This is a genomic window from Posidoniimonas polymericola (assembly GCF_007859935.1).
Lineage (GTDB): Bacteria > Planctomycetota > Planctomycetia > Pirellulales > Lacipirellulaceae > Posidoniimonas > Posidoniimonas polymericola.
In genome coordinates this window covers 97,704-116,648 of sequence record NZ_SJPO01000002.1, presented here as the reverse complement: position 1 = coordinate 116,648, position 18,945 = coordinate 97,704, and the positions used below count along the sequence as shown (strand labels likewise).

At 65.7% G+C, this 18,945-nt stretch carries 16 protein-coding genes; 9 read left to right on the top strand and 7 right to left on the bottom strand.

The genetic code is table 11. The features are described from left to right. Nucleotides 1–70: 70 nt before the first annotated feature. The 3 genes from Pla123a_RS04575 to Pla123a_RS04565 all read left to right on the top strand — a co-directional run bounded on the left by Pla123a_RS04575 (nt 71) and on the right by Pla123a_RS04565 (nt 3,320). Nucleotides 71–589, top strand: a complete 519-nt coding sequence (locus Pla123a_RS04575) for a hypothetical protein (RefSeq protein ID WP_146584370.1) — start codon at nt 71–73, stop codon at nt 587–589. A 256-nt stretch (nt 590–845) separates the two neighbouring features. Further along, a complete protein-coding gene (locus Pla123a_RS04570; RefSeq protein WP_146584369.1) occupies nt 846–2,054 on the top strand; it encodes a hypothetical protein in 1,209 nt (402 codons plus the stop codon). An 87-nt stretch (nt 2,055–2,141) separates the two neighbouring features. Next, the gene (locus Pla123a_RS04565; protein WP_146584368.1) at nt 2,142–3,320 is read left to right on the top strand and encodes a PEP-CTERM sorting domain-containing protein; all 1,179 of its coding nucleotides are present in this window, start codon (nt 2,142–2,144) and stop codon (nt 3,318–3,320) included. Between the two features lie 103 nt (nt 3,321–3,423). On the opposite strand, the gene Pla123a_RS04560 is transcribed toward Pla123a_RS04565, so the two are convergent. Beyond that, entirely contained in the window at nt 3,424–4,416 is a 993-nt protein-coding gene (locus Pla123a_RS04560; protein ID WP_146584367.1) for a hypothetical protein, read from the bottom strand. Nucleotides 4,417–4,701: 285 nt separating this feature from the next. Here Pla123a_RS04560 and Pla123a_RS04555 point away from each other — a divergent pair, with 285 nt between their 5' ends. After that, entirely contained in the window at nt 4,702–6,186 is a 1,485-nt protein-coding gene (locus tag Pla123a_RS04555) for a sulfatase (protein WP_146584366.1), read from the top strand. Between the two features lie 40 nt (nt 6,187–6,226). Here the strand turns inward: Pla123a_RS04555 and Pla123a_RS04550 are convergent, their stop codons facing one another. From Pla123a_RS04550 to Pla123a_RS04535, 4 genes are read right to left on the bottom strand one after another with little or no spacing between them, the layout of a single operon-like run. Beyond that, the gene (locus tag Pla123a_RS04550) at nt 6,227–7,741 is read right to left on the bottom strand and encodes an acyl-CoA synthetase (protein ID WP_197527674.1); all 1,515 of its coding nucleotides are present in this window, start codon (nt 7,739–7,741) and stop codon (nt 6,227–6,229) included. A 7-nt stretch (nt 7,742–7,748) separates the two neighbouring features. Continuing rightward, on the bottom strand, nt 7,749–8,525 hold the full coding sequence (gene madM / locus Pla123a_RS04545) for a malonate transporter subunit MadM (protein WP_197527673.1): 777 nt from the start codon (nt 8,523–8,525) through the stop codon (nt 7,749–7,751). Further along, nucleotides 8,522–8,929: a malonate transporter subunit MadL gene (gene madL / locus Pla123a_RS04540; RefSeq protein ID WP_146584365.1), complete on the bottom strand. Its 408-nt coding sequence runs from the start codon at nt 8,927–8,929 to the stop codon at nt 8,522–8,524. The genes madM and madL overlap by 4 nt, the downstream gene beginning before the upstream one ends. A gap of 15 nt (nt 8,930–8,944) precedes the next feature. Continuing rightward, nucleotides 8,945–9,649: a GntR family transcriptional regulator gene (locus Pla123a_RS04535; protein ID WP_146584364.1), complete on the bottom strand. Its 705-nt coding sequence runs from the start codon at nt 9,647–9,649 to the stop codon at nt 8,945–8,947. A gap of 297 nt (nt 9,650–9,946) precedes the next feature. On the opposite strand from Pla123a_RS04535, the gene Pla123a_RS04530 reads away from it, so the two are divergent. The 4 genes from Pla123a_RS04530 (at nt 9,947) to Pla123a_RS04515 (ending at nt 14,734) form a co-directional block, all read left to right on the top strand. Further along, nucleotides 9,947–10,750, top strand: a complete 804-nt coding sequence (locus Pla123a_RS04530) for a PEP-CTERM sorting domain-containing protein (protein WP_146584363.1) — start codon at nt 9,947–9,949, stop codon at nt 10,748–10,750. A gap of 100 nt (nt 10,751–10,850) precedes the next feature. Beyond that, nucleotides 10,851–12,302: a GDSL-type esterase/lipase family protein gene (locus Pla123a_RS04525; protein WP_146584362.1), complete on the top strand. Its 1,452-nt coding sequence runs from the start codon at nt 10,851–10,853 to the stop codon at nt 12,300–12,302. A 352-nt stretch (nt 12,303–12,654) separates the two neighbouring features. Beyond that, nucleotides 12,655–12,930 (top strand): hypothetical protein, encoded by a 276-nt coding sequence (locus Pla123a_RS04520; RefSeq protein WP_231956323.1) that lies wholly within the window; start codon nt 12,655–12,657, stop codon nt 12,928–12,930. A 166-nt stretch (nt 12,931–13,096) separates the two neighbouring features. Next, nucleotides 13,097–14,734, top strand: coding sequence for an FAD-dependent oxidoreductase (locus Pla123a_RS04515; RefSeq protein WP_146584361.1), 1,638 nt, complete (start codon nt 13,097–13,099; stop codon nt 14,732–14,734). Here Pla123a_RS04515 and Pla123a_RS04510 read toward each other — a convergent pair. Continuing rightward, on the bottom strand, nt 14,731–16,185 hold the full coding sequence (locus tag Pla123a_RS04510) for a mechanosensitive ion channel family protein (RefSeq protein ID WP_197527672.1): 1,455 nt from the start codon (nt 16,183–16,185) through the stop codon (nt 14,731–14,733). The two genes, Pla123a_RS04515 and Pla123a_RS04510, sit on opposite strands and share 4 nt — an antisense overlap. A gap of 188 nt (nt 16,186–16,373) precedes the next feature. After that, nucleotides 16,374–17,801, bottom strand: coding sequence for a DUF1593 domain-containing protein (locus Pla123a_RS04505; RefSeq protein ID WP_197527671.1), 1,428 nt, complete (start codon nt 17,799–17,801; stop codon nt 16,374–16,376). A 740-nt stretch (nt 17,802–18,541) separates the two neighbouring features. On the opposite strand from Pla123a_RS04505, the gene Pla123a_RS04500 reads away from it, so the two are divergent. Further along, complete coding sequence (locus tag Pla123a_RS04500) at nt 18,542–18,943, top strand: hypothetical protein (protein WP_146584359.1); 402 nt, start codon at nt 18,542–18,544, stop codon at nt 18,941–18,943. Nucleotides 18,944–18,945 lie beyond the last annotated feature (2 nt).

Here is an 18,945-nt window from a genome sequence, read left to right as displayed (position 1 = left end):
GTGCTAAGTTGCGACCCAGCTAGGGTGCGGATCCTCGATCGAAACCTCCCGTCTTGCCACAACTAGAAGCATGCAGCGACTCCTACTGATTACGGTCCTGGTCGTCGGCTGCTGGCACGCAACCCGGGCGAGGGCGGCCGGGCCGAACCCTGACCTCCGCTTGGCGGTCGAGATCTACGACGCCCAGCTGCCGCAGGTCGACCGGCTCGTCACAGCAGGCGCCGCCAAGGATCGGGTGCTGGCGGTGCGGAGCTGTTTCGAGACGCTACGCGTTGGCGACCGCGAGACCGCCCACACCCAGTTGGCGGCCGCCGAGGAGCAGGCCGCCCTGCAAGCCGCCGACGCACCATCGCTGCTAGCGGAACTCGAATCGGTCGCGGCGGCGGCGCTCGCCCTGGCCGACTGCGACACCAACCGCGCCGCTTCTATTAGACCCCCCCAAGCCCGCTGCCACGACGTTCTGGCAAAACGCCCAAATCCAACGCCGGCGCAGGCAATGGTCCCGGCCAAGCCGCCACGGTCGCCCACACTCCCCCAGCAACCGCCAGCGGAAGCCGTCGGTATTCAAGCCTCCAAGCAGGGCATGTAGAACGCCCTCACAAAGGTTGGCGAGGAAAGGACCTCCGGGCCGGTTTCCGACACCTCTCCGAGTGCACCCTACACCGGAATGTTTGCCTGCGGGTCGCCTAGCTGTTAGTCTACGGGAGACCGCTTAATCCTTTCTCATTCGCTGGCTCTTCTGCTGCGTCCTCTTTTGCATGCGGACGAAGCGACTCCTTTCCCGGGCAGATCAAATGTTCCTCCGAAGACTCGGCAGCACTCGCCTCACCCCTCAGAACTTCGCCGTGAAGTTTGGAACTGCCGCGGCAGTCGCCCTCGTGCTTTCCGGACTCGTGGCCAAGGAGAGCAACGCCGCGGCCATTTTTGTGTCGGGCTACCGTGACCCTGCGCGACTCCTATCGGAATCTGGAGCCATCCTCCGCGACTATTCGTGGGAGCCGGGTTCCCAAATCGACGCGGAAGAAGCCGTCGAGAAGGCGGTCCTTAGCCCCGACAAGTCCTACTTTACCTATTGGGCTAAATCGGTCGGATTCATGACCGGCTACCGCTACGATGTCCGCACCGGAGAGCACTTAGGCTCTAGCCCCTCCCCCTCGCAACCGTACTACCTCTACCCGGCAATCGAAGGCGAACTCCTCAAAGCCTCTTTGCATGGGTCAGAGTGGGGGCAACTACCGGCGCCACCGCACCCGTCGATGACCCGAAGAAGTGTAACCTTTGGTTCCCCGACGGGGCGAGCCGATTACCTCGTACGCGATGTGTACCTGGACGGCAGTCATTGGGGCTCCACCGGCGACACCTTCGACGTGCTGTTCGACCTTCGAACGGGCGTCGTGCGTCAGGTCTTTGACGAGGTTCTTGCACTGGGTCCCGGCCCAATGGGCCGGGAGTCACGGCTCTACGCGCGTCAGGGAAACTCGATCATCGTCTACGATGAGGTGCTTACGTTCCAGGCACCGCAATTCAATCCGGCAACACAATTCAATCCGATAGCATCCTACCCGTTCCCCGCGAACACGCGAGAACTCGAACTCGCAAACGATGGCTTCTTCTACTTCGTGGGTCCCGAGTACGACGAGAATACCCAGCAAAGCATTCCGGATTCCGCGGCCATTCGTCGCATGGATCCGCTGACTGGAGAAGACCTTGGGGTGTTCGCTGTGAAGTCGCAGTTCGATCAAATTGAGATCAAGTACCCCTCCTTTAGCATCCCTACTTTGAGTAGCGTTCGCACTTCTACAGACGGGTTCCTATACGTGCAGCATGGGAGCATTGAGGGGGCCATCGAAGTCGGAACCGCATTCACGAAGTTCGATCTCACGACCGGTGAAAAGGTAGGCGGTTTCGTCGCTCCAAAGTTCAACTCGTACATCAGAAGCTGGGAGATCGTTGAGGGCATTCCCGAGCCGAGCAGCGTTCTGCTGTTAGCCTGCGGCGGCGTTACTGTGTTGGGCCAGTTGACTAATCGGCGGCGCAGTGTGACAACAGCCTAACTGGCATATCCCGCAACTCTCGAATGCCATGTTGCGCAAACCAAGGCCAATCCACTCTCGCAACCCCCGCGAGGAGAGATCCCCCTCATGACCCGACGGTCCTCGATGATCGCCGAAACAGCCGGCATCTTCGGCTTGGCGTTGATCCTGCTACAGGCGTCGCCCAGCACCGGGTTTGAACTCTTCCTGCCCGGTTTCTACGGAGAACGCATCTACCTGCTGGACGACAACGGCGAGGTTGTCCGCTACTACCCGCCAGGGCAGACCCAGCCCAACGACGCGATCAAGAGCTTGACAGACCTGAGCGACGACCAGACCTACTTCACAACCTGGGCCGCCTACGGGTCTTTTTCCTGGGGCTATGAGTACGACCTCGCTACGAGTGATTTCTTGGGGAAAACCCCGGACCGCTACCACCACCACTACGGAGTCGCGGCCGACCAGCCTCTCTACAACGCGTCGAGTGTGAGTGAGTTCGCGCCGCTAGACGCCCAGTCGGTGATGCTCCCGCATATTGACATCTCTCAACGGAGCTCGGCCCCCGCCGGCGGTGCCGACTACCTGGTGCGCGGGGTGTACGAGGACCCGGGCAATCTTGGTTCTTTCCGCGCGCCCCGGCACGATGTGCTCTTTGACAGCCAGACCGGCCTCGTGAGTCAGGCGTTCGACCAGATCTTCACCTTCGGGCCTGGGCTGCTGGGACCGCAGTCGCGCGTTTACGAGAAGAGCAATAGAACCGTGAATGTCTACGAAGAAGAGTACGACGGAGCAACCACCTTCTTCGACCCGATTGGATCTTACCCACTTCCGGAGAACTCGTTCGAGCACCGCCTCGGGCCCGACAACATCCTGTACTACGTGCAGACCGAATACGACAGCAACTCTGTTTTCAACCCGAGCAAGCAGACAATCCGAAAGATGGACGCGCTGACCGGCGAGGACCTGGGGGTCTTCGCCGAGCAGCCAGAGTTCAACTACCTCCACTTCCCGAGCGCGAGTACGAGCCTGCGGATCACCAGTACCGGAAAGCTATTCGTGCAGCACGGTATCGAAGAGGAAAACGGATTTACCTGGTTCGACCTCCACACCGGCGAGAAACTTGGTGCGATCTTTAACTCGTTTGAAGATCCGGCCCCCGGCACGATCCATTCCTACTACCAACTCTGGGACGTTGTAGAGACCGTTCCCGAACCGGGCGCCTTGCTGCTGCTCACTTGCGGCATCGTTGCGGCTGGCGGTATGCGTCGGCGGACAGGGGGCGTGTGAGCCTTCAACTCGCCGTTACGCGACCGCCGATTCAGAACGAACCGAGCCCCTAGCCGCACCGCGGCCTGAGCCACGGTGCGGCGTGCTGACTACACCCGCAGAACTAATCCTTGGTGCGGCGCCGCGTGGCGCCGACCATCGCCCCGCCGAATACACACAGCACGGCGCCCGCCGGTTCGGGGACCGGGGTCGTGAAGCTGAAGTCGTCGAAGAAGTTCTTGCCCCCTACGCCCGCGGACAGGCCGTCCTCTAGCTGCCAGCGGATGTGCGTGAAGTCGCCCATGGGCTGGCCCATCGCCGTGCCGGCTGGGACCAGGTTGGTCCACGTGTTGGCCGAGACGTCGTAGTAGTCCATCGAGAACGTGTCGGCGGTCAGGTCGAGGTCGAACTGCACGCCGTCCCAGTTGGTCTGGTCGGCGATAAACGAGGTGATGTTCCAGGCGCTCGTGGGACCATCACGCCAGGTGACCGAGTTGTCGCGGCCGTAGCCCCACTCCAGGCCGATGTTGCCGCCGCCGTCGACCAGCGACATCGTGAACTTCTCCCGCGGCGCCGTGCCGGGCTGCGGCGTGTCGCCCGGGTTCGGGCAGAAGTACAGGCCCATCTGCACCACGCCGCCGTTGATGGTCGAAGGCGTGACGCCGTTGAAGTCGAACGCGTCGAGGTCGTAGTTGTAGACGAGCGGGCCGGTGACGCCGAGCGGCGTGTCGTTGCGGATGGCGAGGCTGCTGGAGTCGGTCCGGCCGGGCGAGTGGTTGCCGACCACGTAGGCCGCCAGGGCGTTCGCGCCGGTGACCGGGTAGGGGGGCGTCGCCGCGGTGTAGTTCGCGCGGTCGGCGAGGGTGCTGAAGTAGCCGCCCACGGGGCTCGCTACCGACCACAGCCCCGAATCGGCCGCGATCTGATTCGGCCCCGCGCCGCCGCCGGCGTTGGCGCCGTACTGGCCGGCGTCGTAGTAGCTGACGTCGCCGTAGACGAGTCCGGACTGCACGTCGTAGCCGTCGGACGGCGAGAAGCTCCCAAGGTAGGCGCGGGCCGGGGAGACGAAAGACAAGACCGCGCACGCGCACACAAAACCCACCGATGTCGTTTTCACGAGACAGACCCCTTGTAGAAAAGGAACCCTTTGCCGCCCCCCATCTCCGGCGCCAAGAATCGCCTGATTGGTAGGAGGGGTGCATCGACCTGAATGGAAGAGCTCTTGGCGCAGCGCAGTAGATCAGTTCGCGACGCGTTTACAATAGCCCTTGAATCCGCGGCGAGCAGAATCCGCCAAATCGATTGTGCCTAGCGGTTTCTGGCAACAGGGCGGCGCCGGCGTTGGCAGAGGGTGTAGCCGCCCGATTTGCGTCCCGCGCCCCGCTCTGCGACCATAGCGGGCATGAACCTCTTCCAAGTCTTGCCGGCATCCGCCGCGTTGCTGTTGCTTGCCTCTCCTGCTACCGCGGCTAGCAGTGACCGACCGCCCAACATTTTGTTCCTGCTGGTCGACGACCTCGGCTGGGGGGCGCTCAGTTCGTACGGCGCCGAGCTGCACGACACGCCCAACTTCGACGCGCTCGCCGCCCGCGGGATGCGGTTCGACAACGCCTACGCGGCGTGCACGGTCTGCTCGCCGAGTCGGGCGGCGATCCTCACCGGCCGCTACCCGGCGCGGCTCCACCTGACCGACTGGATCCCGGGCCACGGGCGCCCCGAGGCGCCGCTGGCCGTGCCGGACTGGTCGCGGGAGATCGACCCGGGCCTGGTGACCCTGCCCGAGGCGCTGGGCGACCACGGCTACCGCACGTGGTTTCTCGGCAAGTGGCACCTGATGCCGATCTACGACGAGTGGTCCGACCAGCGGACGCGTCTCGAGCAGGCGAAGCACACGCCCCAGGCGCACGGGTTCGACGTCAACATCGCCGGCCGCGAGTGGGGCCAGCCGAAGGGCCGCGGGCGGTACTTCTACCCGTTCGACATGCCGGGCATCCGCTCGGGCGAAGAGGGCGAGTACCTGACCGACCGGCTGACCGACGAGGCGCTCAAGCTGCTCGACACAGCAGAGCAAGGGGAGAACGCGAAACCGTTCCTGCTGTACCTGTCCTACTACACGGTGCACACGCCGCTGATGGGCAAGCCGGCCGATGTCGAGCACTACCGCAGGGTGCTCGCCGACCGCGACAACCCGCCGACCGAGAACGAGCTGAGGACGCTGGCCAACTACGCGGCGATGCACCGCAGCCTCGACCAGAGCATCGGCCGGATCGTCGCCAAGCTCGACGAGGTCGGCTTGGCGGACGACACGATCATCGTGTTCACCGGCGACAACGGCGGCGACCGCCACGACGCGTGCGGCGGCCTCCGCGGCCGCAAGGGGACCGAGTTCGAGGGGGGCGTCCGCGAGCCGGCCTGCGTCGTATGGCCCGGCCGCATCGGCGCCGGCTCCAAGTCGTCGACGCCGATCATCGGCATGGACTTCTACCCGACGCTGCTGTCGCTGGCCGGGTTGCCGCTGCGGCCCGATCAGCACGCCGACGGCGTCGACTTGTCGCCGGTGCTAACCGGCAACGGCGGCATCGACCGCGAGGCGCTGTACTGGCACTACCCGCACTACCACCGCACGACGCCCTACAGCGCCGTGCGACGCGGCGACTGGAAGCTGATCCACATGCACGAGGACGACCGGCGGCTGCTGTTCGACCTGGCAGCCGACCCGCACGAGCAGCACGACCTGGCCGCCGCGCGTCCCGAGCGTGCGGCGGAACTGTTCGACGATCTCGAGGCGTGGAAGCGGCAGGTCAACGCGCAGATGCCGACGCCGCGGCCTGTGCTTGATCCAGGTGCCTCCAACACGTCGGACCAAGCCGCCGGCGTCGGGCGTTAGACACGGCGCCGCTGTGGATGGCGAGCAAGCGGTTCAGCCGCTAGCCAAACAGCTTCACGACTGCCGGCTTCTTGACTTTGCCCATCGCGTTGCGGGGGAGGCTGTCGACGCCACGCAGCAGCCGCGGGACCTTGTACGAAGAAATCCGCTGTTCGCTCCACTCGCGGAGCGAATCGAGCGAGAGCTCCGCGCCGTCGACCAGCACCACCGCGGCGGCGACGCGCTCGCCCCACTTGTCGTCCGGCACGCCGACGACGGCGCACTCGGCGATGGCGGGGTGGTTCAGCAGGCAGGCCTCGATCTCGAGTGCCGAAAGCTTGTAGCCGCCGCTCTTGATGATGTCGACGCTGCTGCGTCCCATAATCCGGTAGTAGCCGTCCTCGACCACCGCGATGTCCCCGGTGCGGAACCAGCCGTCCACAAACGCGGCGGCGGTCGCCTCGGGGCGGTTCCAGTACTCGCGGAACACGTTCGGCCCCCGCACGTGGATCTCGCCCGGGCTGCCTTCCTGGGCCACCACCACGTTGGACTCGTCCTGCAGCCGGACCTCGACGCCGGGCAGCGGCCGACCGACCGCGCCGGGACGGCGTTCGCCATCGTACGGGTTGGACAGCGCCATGCCGATCTCGGTCATGCCGTAGCGTTCCAGCAGCGGCTGGCCGGTGAGCTCGGCCCACTGGGCGTGCACGCTGCTGGGCAGCGCGGCCGAGCCAGAGACCATTAGCCGCATGCCCGCGAAGCCGCCCAGCACGGCGTCGCGCTGGTCGGCGGGCGCGTTCTCGAGCCAGTCGATCAGCTTGACATAGATGGTCGGCACCGCCATGAACAGCGTGTAGGCTCCGCCCGCAACCCGCTGCAGCACGGCTTCGCGGATGAACCACGCGAAGGCCTCGACCTGGGCGCCCGCCCACAGGGCGCACGACAGGATATTGATGATGCCGTGGATGTGGTGCAGCGGGAGGAACAGCGGGATGCGGTCGTCGGCGCTCCACCTCCAGGCCTGGATGAGCGACTCGACCTGGGCCTGGATGCACGCGTGCGTGGTGATCACCCCCTTTGGCCTGCTGGTGGTGCCGCTGGTGTAGAGGATCATCGCCCGGCGGTCGGTCGCCACCGTTGGGAGCGTCGCGGCCGGCCCGACGATTGCGGACTCGGCGGCGGCGGGCGACAGGCGCCGCAACCCCAACCGCTCGCACAGCGGCGCCACGCGTTCGGCGAGGTCGTCCGCAACCACGACCGCCTCGACGCCCGCGTCGGTCAGTGTGTACTCGAGCTCGTGCTTGGTGGCGGACAGACTCAACGGCGCCGCGACGCCGCCGGCCCGCCAGATCGCCCACAGTGAGGCAACATAGCCGGCGCCGGGAGGAACCAGGAACGCAACCCGCGCCTCCCCGAGGTCGTCACGGCCGTCGAGCAGCCGCAACGCCAGCCCCTCGGATTGGTCGAGCAGTTGCTGGTAGGTCGTGTTCTGGGCGGCACAAGAAACGGCGGTTCGCCCCGCGTGTGTCGACGCACGAGCGATAATAGGCAGCAGCGGACTCAGGGGAACCTCCAACGTTGACTCACGATCCAACAACAGCGCGGACTGCAATATACGCTACCGAGGGCCCCAGCAAGCAGCCCAAACCGGTGTAGAAGGTTGCGGTCATCGCACCGTAGGGGACGAGCCGCTCGTCGGTGGCGGCGAGCCCCCCCGCCACGCCGCTCGTGGTGCCGAGCAGGCCGCCGTAGATCATCGCAGCCCGCGGGTTGTCGAGACCGATCCAGCGCGCTGCCAAGGGGGTCAGCGTCATCACCAGCACCGACTTCACCAGGCCGGCGCCGACGCTCAGAGCGATGATGTCGCTCGAGGCCCCTAGCGCCGTGCCGGTGACTGGTCCGACGATGTAGGTGGCGGCTCCCCCGCCGATCGTGACCAGCGCGACGGGGTCGCGGAAACCGAACGCGTAGGCCACCGTGGCGCCAAATAAGAACGCCGAGAACACCCCCAGCAGCAGGCTTACCACACCGCTGAGGCCGGTCTTGATGAACTCTTCGAGCCGCACGCCGTACGCCGTGGCGACGATCGCCAGGTCGCGGAGCATGGCGCCCCCCATCAGCCCCACGCCCGCCAGCCAGCCGATGTCGGCGACCCCTTTGGCTCCCCCGGTGAACGAGCCCGCCACGTACGCCGCCGCGAGCCCCATCAGGATCGCGATCGCCGAGCCGTGCAGGCGACCGCCGGCGAGCCGACCCGCGATCGCGTAGGCCACCCACACCACCGCCCCGACGAGCGTGAAGGCAGTGACGAGCGAGTACTTGGTGAGCACCGCTTCGATGGATGGCCAGATGGCGTTCACCGCGGGTCCCCCGGCGGGGTCGGACCGGCCGGCCAGGACTCGTCGCTGTCCGATCGACCGAGCAGGGCGACCAGCGGGAGCATCGCCAGGCCGATGACCACGGCGCCCGCGCCGGCTACAATCGCGACCGCTCCGCTGCTAATCGCCGCGTAGACGTTCTGGGTGGCGGCCATCGCCACGACGATGGGAATGTAGATCGCGCTCCAGTACAACACCCCACGCTGCGTCGGCTCGGCCAGCACCCCGGCGGCCCGCAGCCGGTCCGACAACACGATCAGCAGCAGCATGGCAAAACCGACGCCCCCGACGTTGGCGTCGACGCCGATCGCCAAACCAATCAGCTTGCCAACGACCAGCCCGCAGATCAGGCAGAACGACAGCAGCGCGGTACCGTAGATGGCCATGGTCTTCGGCGGGCCCTAGGGGCGGCTTGCGGGGCGGCCCGCGGTGCGGTTGGCGTGGGCTTCGGCGCCGATCATGGCCACAAAGTCGGCGAAGCGTTCGCCCTGGATCAGCACATGGTTCTTGGCGTGCCGCTCGGCCCGACCGCCGTCGCCGGCCAGGATGGCGTCGACGATTTCCTGATGCTCGCCCACCGAGTCGTTGATGCGGCGCGGGAAACGCAGCTGCATCCGCCGGTACGCCTGCAGCCGACGGCGGAGGAGCCGCGCCTGCTCCACCAGGAATGTGTTCTGGCAGCCGCGGTAGATCACGTCGTGGAAGGCCTCGTTGCAGTAGTAGTAGTCGTCGGCCTCCTCCTGCTGCTGGCTGGCGTCGCCGCAGGCTTGGTGGGCGGCCTGCAGTTCCTTGGCAAGCTGCGGGGTGAGCCGCCGAGCACACAGCCGGGCGGACATCCCCTCGAGTTCGGCCATCACCTCGAACATTTCGACGAGCTCGGGCACGGTCATCTCCGCGACGAACGCGCCCCGGTTGCGGATCAGCCGGACCATGCCCCGCTCGGAGAGGAAGCGGAGGGCCTCACGGACTGGGGTGCGAGAAATCTCGAATCGCTGGCTCAGGCCCGCCTCGTCCAGCTTGGCTCCCGGCGCCAGCTTTCCGGTGACGATGTCGTCCTCGATAGCATCGCTGATTTGTCGAGAGCTGCGTGCTGGGGCGTCATTCATTGATTGGCAATTCCGTGAAAAGTCCGTCAGAAAGAGGTCCCTGACGACATTGTATACATAATGCTTGCAATTGCACGCGATCATTGCATACAATTGCTAATACCTGGCATGCAATTTCGACCCCATTCTTTTCTTACTGCTGCTTTCAACTGCTGTGAATCACGGCGATTTGCGTTGCTTCTCTAGCCGGTTCTCACGGATTTCCAACAACTGATAACGCTTCCGCATTCTCTTTTTCTGTCCCCGCGTCCGCGCGGGGGGTCTCCTTCGCCTCGTAGCATCTAGGATCCTGAACTAATGAAAACTACCACAACTGCGCTGCTCATGCTGGCACTCGCCGCGCCGGTCCTGCCCGCGAACGCCGCCCGCTACCTCGTCGACTTCGGTCGCAATGACGTCGCTACCGGCGGAGGCCAGGGCGCCATCACGCCGAGCCCCGATGTGAATGGCTACTACTGGAACAACTTCGACAAAGAGGCCTACAACTCGAACACCGGCAGCCTCGACGTGCCCGACGACGCGCTGCTCAGCGGCCTGGTCGACGACGCCAACAACGCGAGCACCATCGGCATCCAGCTGCTCGACTCTACCGGCAACAACGAGTGGGAAGCCAACGGCGCCCAGAACGGCGGCCTGCTCGGCCCCGACTCTGGGCTTCTTGGCGACTTCGCCATCGAGACCGCCACCCGCGACTACTTCTTCACCACCCAGTCTTCGGCCAGCTTCAGCCTTACCGGCCTGAACCCCACGTCGACCTACGACCTCGAGTTCTTCGCCACCCGCGACACTGGCGGCGCCCGTCGCACCCAGTACCGAGCGACGGACGCCAACGGCAGCGTGCTCTCGGCGATCCTGCAGACCTCGGGCGGCGGCGCCGGTTCTGCGGCCCACCCCAATGGCAACGACGACGACACCGTGTCGCTGCTGGGCCTCGTTCCCGGCGGCGGCAATTCGATCATGATCGACATGCTCACCAACGAGGGCGGCTTCTCGTACGTCGGCATCCTCGGCATCACCGAGCACTCGGTCCCCGAGCCGACCTCGGCGATGCTGCTCTCGCTCGGCGGCGTGCTCGCCGCCCGGATCCGTCGTCGCCGCTAGTCGGCGCCGCGTCCGGATTGCAGCTGGTTTTTCTCACGCCACTGGCGGCGCGTCCCGATCGGACCGCCGCCGGCGGCCCTCTTTCTTGCTCGAGGGTCTCATGTCCGTCACCTCCGCGGCGCGCGGCTGCGCCGCCTGTTTTTCGCTCCTCGTGCTCGGCGCCTGCCTCTCCCCGGCGGCCGCGCAGTACAACGCCGAGATCGCCCGCTGGAACGCCCAGGACGCGCTCGATCCCGTTTCAGACAACGGGTTGGTTTTTGTCGGCAGCTCCAGCATCCGCCGCTGGGAGCAGCTCACCCACGACTTCGCCGACTACAACGTTGTCCAGCGCGGCATCGGCGGCGCCCTGTTCGACGATGTGGTGGCCCAGGTCAACGACCTCGTGCTCGACTACTCCCCGCGCGGCGTCGTGGTGTGGGCCGGCACCAACGACCTCGCCTCCGGCAGTAATGGCGCCGAGGTGGCGGCCGACTACCAGAACTTCGTGTCGGCGGTGCACAACTCGCTGCCCAACACGCACATCTTCTACCTCGGCGTGATGCCCACGCCGGGCCGCCAGGGCAACCGCCCGCAGGAAGACATCGCCAACAGCACGATTGCGGCGGCCGCGGCCGGCGATTCGCGGCTGCACTACATCGACCTGCCCGCCGCGTTCGAAACGCTCAACCCCTACGGCGGCGCCGGCTTCACGTCGAAGTTCGTCGACAGCATCCACCTCAACCGCGACGGCTACGACTTTTGGACCACGATCATCCGCCCCCAAATCGAGGCCGCCTTCGCGCCCGACAAGCCGCTGGCGGTCAACCCGAACTCGCTGGCGATCGGCGAGAGCCTGCTGATGGACTTCGGCCCGACCGACAGCAGCAACGGCCTCCCCACCGCCAGCCCCGACTCCCGCGGCAACCACTGGAACAACTGGACCAGCCGCGCCTCCGGCGGCCTGACGGTGAACGCGGGCGAGCACATCGGCGGCCTGGTGACCACGTCCGGCGACGCCACGGAGATCGGCCTCGTGCTGACCGCGGGCTTCCAGCTGAACGGTTTTAACCACGGCGGCCTGCTCAACCCCGACGAGAACCTGCTCGGCGACTTTGCTGATCACAACGCCACCGGTGACTTCTTCTTCAGCACCGCCGACGGCCTGCAGGGGGGCGGCGACGACGACACCGGCGGCGGGTTCATGCTGACCGGACTGAATCCCGATTACCTGTACGAGTTCGAGTTCTTCGGCTCCCGCAACACCTCCGAGCAACGGATCACCGAGTACCGAGTGCATGGCGCCAACGAGTCGGTGATCCAGCTGGCGACCTCCGGCAACAACATCGGCGCCGACGGCATGTATGACGGCAACGACGACCAGACCGCAGTGCTGGTCGATGTGCAGCCGGACGAGTTCGGCCAGGTGTTTGTCGACCTGACCCTGATCCAGGGGCAGTTCGCCTACATCAACGCGATGCAGGTCACCGCCACTGGCTCTGTGGTCCCCGAGCCCTCGGCCGCCGCGGCGTTGCTGGGCTTGCTCGGCGGCGCATCCCGACGCTCTAGGCGCTAGCGCCTTCCGCCCGGCGGCCCACAACCCGATGGCAGGGGCACAGCAGGCGCCGAGCCGCAAGAAGCGGCCGGCGCCGCTCCTCCCGGCCGACCGCCCGCCGGCCAGCCTGGGGGAATTTCGACCAGCCTCGACCGTGCCACTGGGTCACCACATCGGCGATCTGCCTCACCGACGCATTGGCACGCTCTTTGCCATTCCCTTTCTCGAACGGGATGTTCCGAACAGCTGGAGGAGCCAGCGCATCGCTGCCGCTCGGAGGCCGGTGCGATTAGTTTATTTGCAAAGGGATTGATAAGACCGCGGCGACTACCCTCGCCGCGACTATCTAAGACAAAGTGTTTGGAGGACGAAAATGCGTTACTTGATCGTTAAGAAGATGTCGGCTGGCATGCTCACCGCCGCTTGCTGTATTGGCCTCGCGGGTTGCGACGTCGACGTGGAAGACTCTGGAGAACTGCCAGAAGTCGAAGTGCAAGAAGGTGAGATGCCCGAAGTCGACGTCACCGGTCCGGACGTGGACGTCAGCACCGAAAAGCAGAAGGTGACAGTTCCGGATGTGGACCTGGAAGAGACGGAGGTCTCCGTCCCCGATGTCGACGTTGACTTCCCCGCGGAAGACGAAAACTAAACCGGCTGGCGTACCACGCCCGCAGGATTCGATACAGCGTCAGCGCCAGCCACCGGCGCTGACGCTTTTCTTGTCGACCGCGCCGGTGCGTCCAGCCGCGGTTGGCGCCCGTGGTTCGGGATCGGATAGAATTGGGTCGCGCCCTTGAACCCCCGCGAGCCTCTCTATGCGACTGCCGACACTGCTACTCTTGCTCATTTGCTGCCCTCCCATCACCGCGGCGCCCACCACACCGGCGCCGTCCCACACGTACGACATCGTTGTTTACGGCGGGACCTCCGGCGGGATCGCTGCCGCTGTCGCGGCCCGTCGGCACGGCAAGTCGGTCGTGCTGATTGCTCCCGACCGGCGGATCGGCGGGCTGACCACCAACGGCCTGGGGCTCACCGACATCGGCAACAAGCACGTGGTGGGCGGGATCGCGCTGGAGTTCTACCAGGCCATCCACCAGTACTACCAGTCGCCCGACGCGTGGCGGCAGCAGCGGGCCGACGACTACAACTACACCGGCCAGGGCGTGAAACAGTCGGACGGCCGGGCGATGTGGACCTTCGAGCCGAGCGCCGCGCTCGCCGTGTACGAGCAGTGGCTCGCGCGGGACGGCGTCCCCGTGCTGCGTGACGAACGGCTCGTCCGGCCCGACGGGGTCGAGAAGTCCGGGGGGCGGATCCGCTCGATCCGGCTCGAGTCGGGCGCGGTCGTCTCTGGCCGCGCGTTCATCGACGCCACCTACGAGGGCGACCTGCTCGCCGCCGCCGGCGTCACCTACATCGTCGGCCGCGAGGCCAACGCCACCTACGACGAGACCCTCAACGGAGTCCAGACCAGCCACGCGGTTAAGCATCAACTCCTCCCCGACGTCAGCGCCTACGTCAAACCTGGCGACCCTGCCAGCGGATTGCTGCCCGGCGTCGACCCCACCGGCCCAGGCGACGAAGGCGCCCGCGACCACCGCGTGCAGGCGTACTGCTACCGCATGTGCCTGACCAACCACCCGGACAACCGCGTGCCGGTCGCAAAGCCCGCCGGTTTCGAACCGGCCACCTACGAACTGCTGCTGCGGAACTTTGAGGCCGGCCTCGCCAAGGCGCCGCTCACGCTCTCTCCGATGCCCAACCACAAGACCGACAGCAACAACAACACAGGCGTATCGACCGACTTCATCGGCCACAGCTACGACTACCCCGAAGCGAGCTACGACCGCCGCGACGAGATCCGCCGCGAGCACCTCGCCTACCAGCAGGGTCTGATGTGGGTGCTCGCCAACGACCCTCGCGTTCCCGACAAGGTACGCAGCCAGATGTCGCAGTGGGGCGTCTGCCGCGACGAGTTCACCGACACCGAGGGCTGGCCCCCCGAGCTCTACGTCCGCGAGGCCCGCCGGATGGTCGGAGCCACGGTCATGACGCAGCACCACTGCCAAGGCCGCGAAGTCGCCCGCGACTCGGTCGGCATGGCGGCCTACACGATGGACTCCCACAACGTGCAGCGCTACGCCGACGCCAACGGCCACGCCCGCAACGAGGGGGACGTGCAGGTCGGCGGCTTCCCCCCGTACCCGATCTCGTACCGTGCGCTCGTGCCCAAGCAGCAGGAGTGCACCAACCTGTGGGCGCCGTTCTGCTTGTCGGCGTCACACATCGCGTTCGGTTCGATCCGCATGGAGCCGGTGTTTATGGTGCTCTCGCAGTCGTCGGTCGCGGCCGCGTCGATCGCTATCGACCGCGACGTCGACGCCCTCGCGGTGCCGTACGCCGAGCTCGAGCAGGTGCTGCTCGACGAACAGCAGGTATTGACTCGTTAGCGGGCCCGCTCGCTCCTCTCCTCGGGCTGCGAATCGATCAGATTCTCGCCGTCGCTCAGCGGCCGGGCGCCGGCGGCCTGCTGCTGGATCTCGTGCTTCTCGGAAACCAGGTTGCCCTCGGCCTCGGTGGCCTCGAGCTCCGGCTCGCCCTCGTCGGCCGGCTCGGCCGCTTGGTCAGCGGCCGCCGCGTTGCTCTCGGTCGTCGCCGAGGCAGGACGGCCCGGGCCGCCCTCCTCCTGGATCAACCGCACCGGCACGCCCTGCGGGAAGATCATCTCACGCGACTCGTCCGGCAGCGTGAAGCCGCCCTGCTGCAGCCGGCGTTTCACCAGCCGCATCACCGCCGAACGGACCTTGATGTGGCTGTAGTGCGACGCGTCGACCCAGAAGTAGATCGCCAGGTTGACCGTCGACGCGGCGAGGGCGTCGACCAGCACCAGCGGCTCCGGGTCGGCGAGCACCGCGTCGTGGTCGCGGAGGGTCTGCAGCACCGCCTGCTGCGCCGCCGCGGCCGAGTCGCTGTAGTCGATGCCGACCGTGAAGCTGAGCCGCACGTTCGGGTTGGCGGTCTGGTTCTCGATCACGCTCTTGTACACCAGCGAGTTGGGGATCTGCACGTGGTTGCCCTCGAGCGTCATGATCTGCGTTCCGCGCGAGGTGACCGTCTGCACAAAGCCCTTGTGGTCGCCGATGGTCACCAGGTCGCCGATCTCGAACGGGCGCCGCATGCTGATCAGGATGCTCGCCAGGTAGTTCTCCGCGATGTCGCGGAACGCAAACCCCACCACGATGCCCAGCAGGCCCGTGCCGCCCAGCACGGTCGCCGCCAGCCGCGTCAGCCCCGCCACGTGGAGCGCCATGTACGCCCCCAGCAGCAGCACCGGCACGGCCGCGAACCGCCCGACCATGCCGCGGAGCAGCACGTTCTCGACACGACTCTGGGCCACGTGCTTGCCGATCCGCGCCGCGATTCCCGCGGCCCACCAGGTCAAGAGCAGCAGCAACGCCGCCACCAGGAAGGTCGGGGTCGCCTGGATGAACGACCGCACCATCCCGTCGAGCTGACTGGTGGCGGGCGAGAAGTCGAGCATGCTCGGCGTCACCACGCCCATCTGGTTCACCACCGCCACGACGTCCTCGGTCCGGCCGGCGAGCCGCTCGGCCCACGCCCGGTGCTCCTCGCTGTCGGCCACGCCGGACAGGAACGCCACGCCCTCCTCGACTCGTATCTCCGGAGACTCGAACCAGTCGGTCGCCCGCAGGATGCCGGTCAGCCGCTCGGCGATGTCGTCGTCCTCGGCGGTCGGCGCGACGCTCACCTCCTTGGTTTCGGCGGGGTCGGACTTGGGCTTGGCCTCCGCGGCGTCAGCGGGAGGCGAGCTCGCGTCCTCCTGCGCTACCGCCAGTGGAGCCGCACCAACAACCACCGAAACCAGAAGCAATCGACGCAACGTATCAAGCAGGGGCATAGCAGTCCGCGGGGTATTGGTTCGAAGCGAGTCGGCTCGACGCTGACTGCCGCACGACCAATCTGACCATCAACCAGTCAGGTCGATGAATCCAAATCAATAGTTGGCGGCTCGCTGGCGAGCAGCGTGCCTCAAACGCAAACACCGGGCCTAATCAAACCGCTACCGCGCTACTCGACAATATCCACAATCACCCGCTGGTAACGCGTCAGCGGCGGCACGCCCTGGTCGGTCACCTGCAGGATCACGTGCAGCGTCCCCACGCCGGGCGGCATCACCCGGCCCGCGGGCACGAGCAGCGTCGCCCGTGGCTGGTCGGCCGTCTCAATGGCGACCGGCTGGCCGCTGCTGCCGCTGGACGTGCAGAACGTGCCGGTCTCGTTGTAGGCGAACCACTGGTAGGTGAGCTCATCGCCGTCCGGGTCCGAAGAAGCGGTCGCGGCAAGCTCGACGCGATCCCCTTTTTTGGCGGTGAGCTTGGCGTCGTGGTCAAGCTTCACGACCGGCGGGTGGTTGGCCTCGGCCGGCGGCCTGATGGTCCAGTCCATCCGCGCCGAGAAATCGTTCTGGTACGCCGAGCGCCACCGCCAGATCGTGGCGTGGTTGCCGGTGTGCCACGCGCCGTCGACCCCCAGGACCTCGTCCTGCGCGGTCGCCCAGAACGGACGCGTCTCCTCCTGGGCGAACCACTTCTGCATCGGCGGCGTGTAGAACTCGTACCGCCCGCCCCAGCCGCCCCAGTTCGGGTGCTCGGGGTCGGCCAGCCCGTTGTCGATCAAATTGAGGAACGACGGCGTGTCCCCCTCCATCAGGAACTCCCACTCCGGGTACTCGCCGCCAAGCGGCCCCTTGCTGCGGACGTGCTCCTCCAGCCACTCGTTGGTCACCAGGCCAAAGTCGGCGCCGGTAAAGCGGCCGTGGAAGCGGTCGCCGCTGATGCCGCTCCAGGTGGCGTGGTGGTACGCGCCGCCCGCGTGGTAGCCGGGGCTGCAGACATAGAACAGATTCGGAAACTGCTCACGCAGCCACGGCCCGGCGTCGTCCTGGTCGGAGATCGTGTACACCCGCAGCTTGCTGACGAACTTCTCGAGCTCCTCTGCTGAGCGCGTCGCGCGGACCTTCCACAACGCCTGACCGAGCACGCTCGCGCCGCCCCACGCCGTGACCCACAGCGGCCGCGGGTCGTCACGGTCGACGGCCTTGATCAATTCCTCGGACCCCTCGGAGTCTTTTCCTTCGCCGACACCCTGCATGCCAAACACCGGCAGGCCGGTGTAGATCAGCTTGCGGAGCTCGTCGGCCGCCGGGTACCGATCGTCATGCTTCAGGAGGTTCGGCTGGACCTGGCCGTACGCGTCAACAATCCGCCGGATCCGCTCCGGCGCAACGCGGTTCTGCTGGTGCACCGAGGTAGTCGCCGTCAGGCCCTCGATGTCGATCTCGTTGGCGTAGACCAGCAGCCGCACCATCGACATCGCGTCGTCCGGCTCGTTCTCGATATCGGTCAGCACAAACAGCCGGTGCCGCTCGCCCGCCGAGGCCAGCGAGGCCGCCGCCACGATCACCAACAAACCTAAGCAACCGAAAAAGCGATGCATCACAGTTCCTACTAAAGCAAGACAAGAAGAGCCAACACGCCCGAACGGGCAGCCCCGATTCTATTCCAACGAGCCCACGGCGAGGCCGCATTCGGACCCCGCCCGCTTGCACCGCCCCCCCCTCGCTGGGGCCGCCGCGTTAAGTCCGAAATATCGATCGGAGGGGACAAAACCCCCGGCACGCCTAGCTCCAAGCCACCGCAAACCGCCATCAGCAAACAACTTACGACCACCGCAAGCAGCCACCCCGCCGGGTTTTGTCCGCCACGCCCCGCCCGGCAGAAACCGCCCCACGCTGCCTGCCCCACCGCAGCAACCTCCGGCGGAAGTCGGAGGGTCTCCGGCCAACTACGCGAATCGAGCCGACACTACGCCAACCCAAGACCGTGCGCAGACCCCTCATTGGACCATGAGGGGTGGGTGGTTTCTACAAGGAAATGGGAAGAAGGGCAGGGTGGCAGGCGAAGATGTCTCCGCGGAGTCAGCAAGGATCGCAGCGTCGGCGGATGATGCCGCCGCCCAGTTGCCGTACCGAGTGCTAACCGAGTTTGAGACAACCTCAGCGCGCTAGCTGCCTGCCCGATTGCCGCAGGAGATTGCCATCGCTGTCGAGAAGCAGGAAGCTTGAGAAGGCGCGCGGTAGCCCGCTAGAATGGCAGTCTGCTTACTGAAGGTCTCCTTCAATATGCCGGGCATACTGAAGAAGTTTCTGTCTAATAACAAGTTATGTGTCTAATCCAATGTCCGAAGACGATTCGAAATACGATGGGCTCTACCAACTGACGACACACGCAGATCATCTCAATTCAATCGACACACCCAATCCTTCTGCCACTGCAACGTACGAACTGATGTCGGGCGCGCTGATCTGGTCGGATGAAACCAATGCTGAAACTCCGGTTTATGTAATCTGGGCGCTCCGGCAACTATTCGCGTACCGCACGCGATTGATGCTCGATGACACCGATCCGGACAATGAATTCTGGGATCAATGTGTTAAACTATTTCCCAACTGGGTCGGATTCCTGCCTCAACGTCGTAAACCAACTCCGGAATTGCTTGCCGAATACCGACGGGGCGACATTTCCACAAAAGCATGTATTCGCAAACTTGAACGTGAGATGGACGCAAACGACACATAACA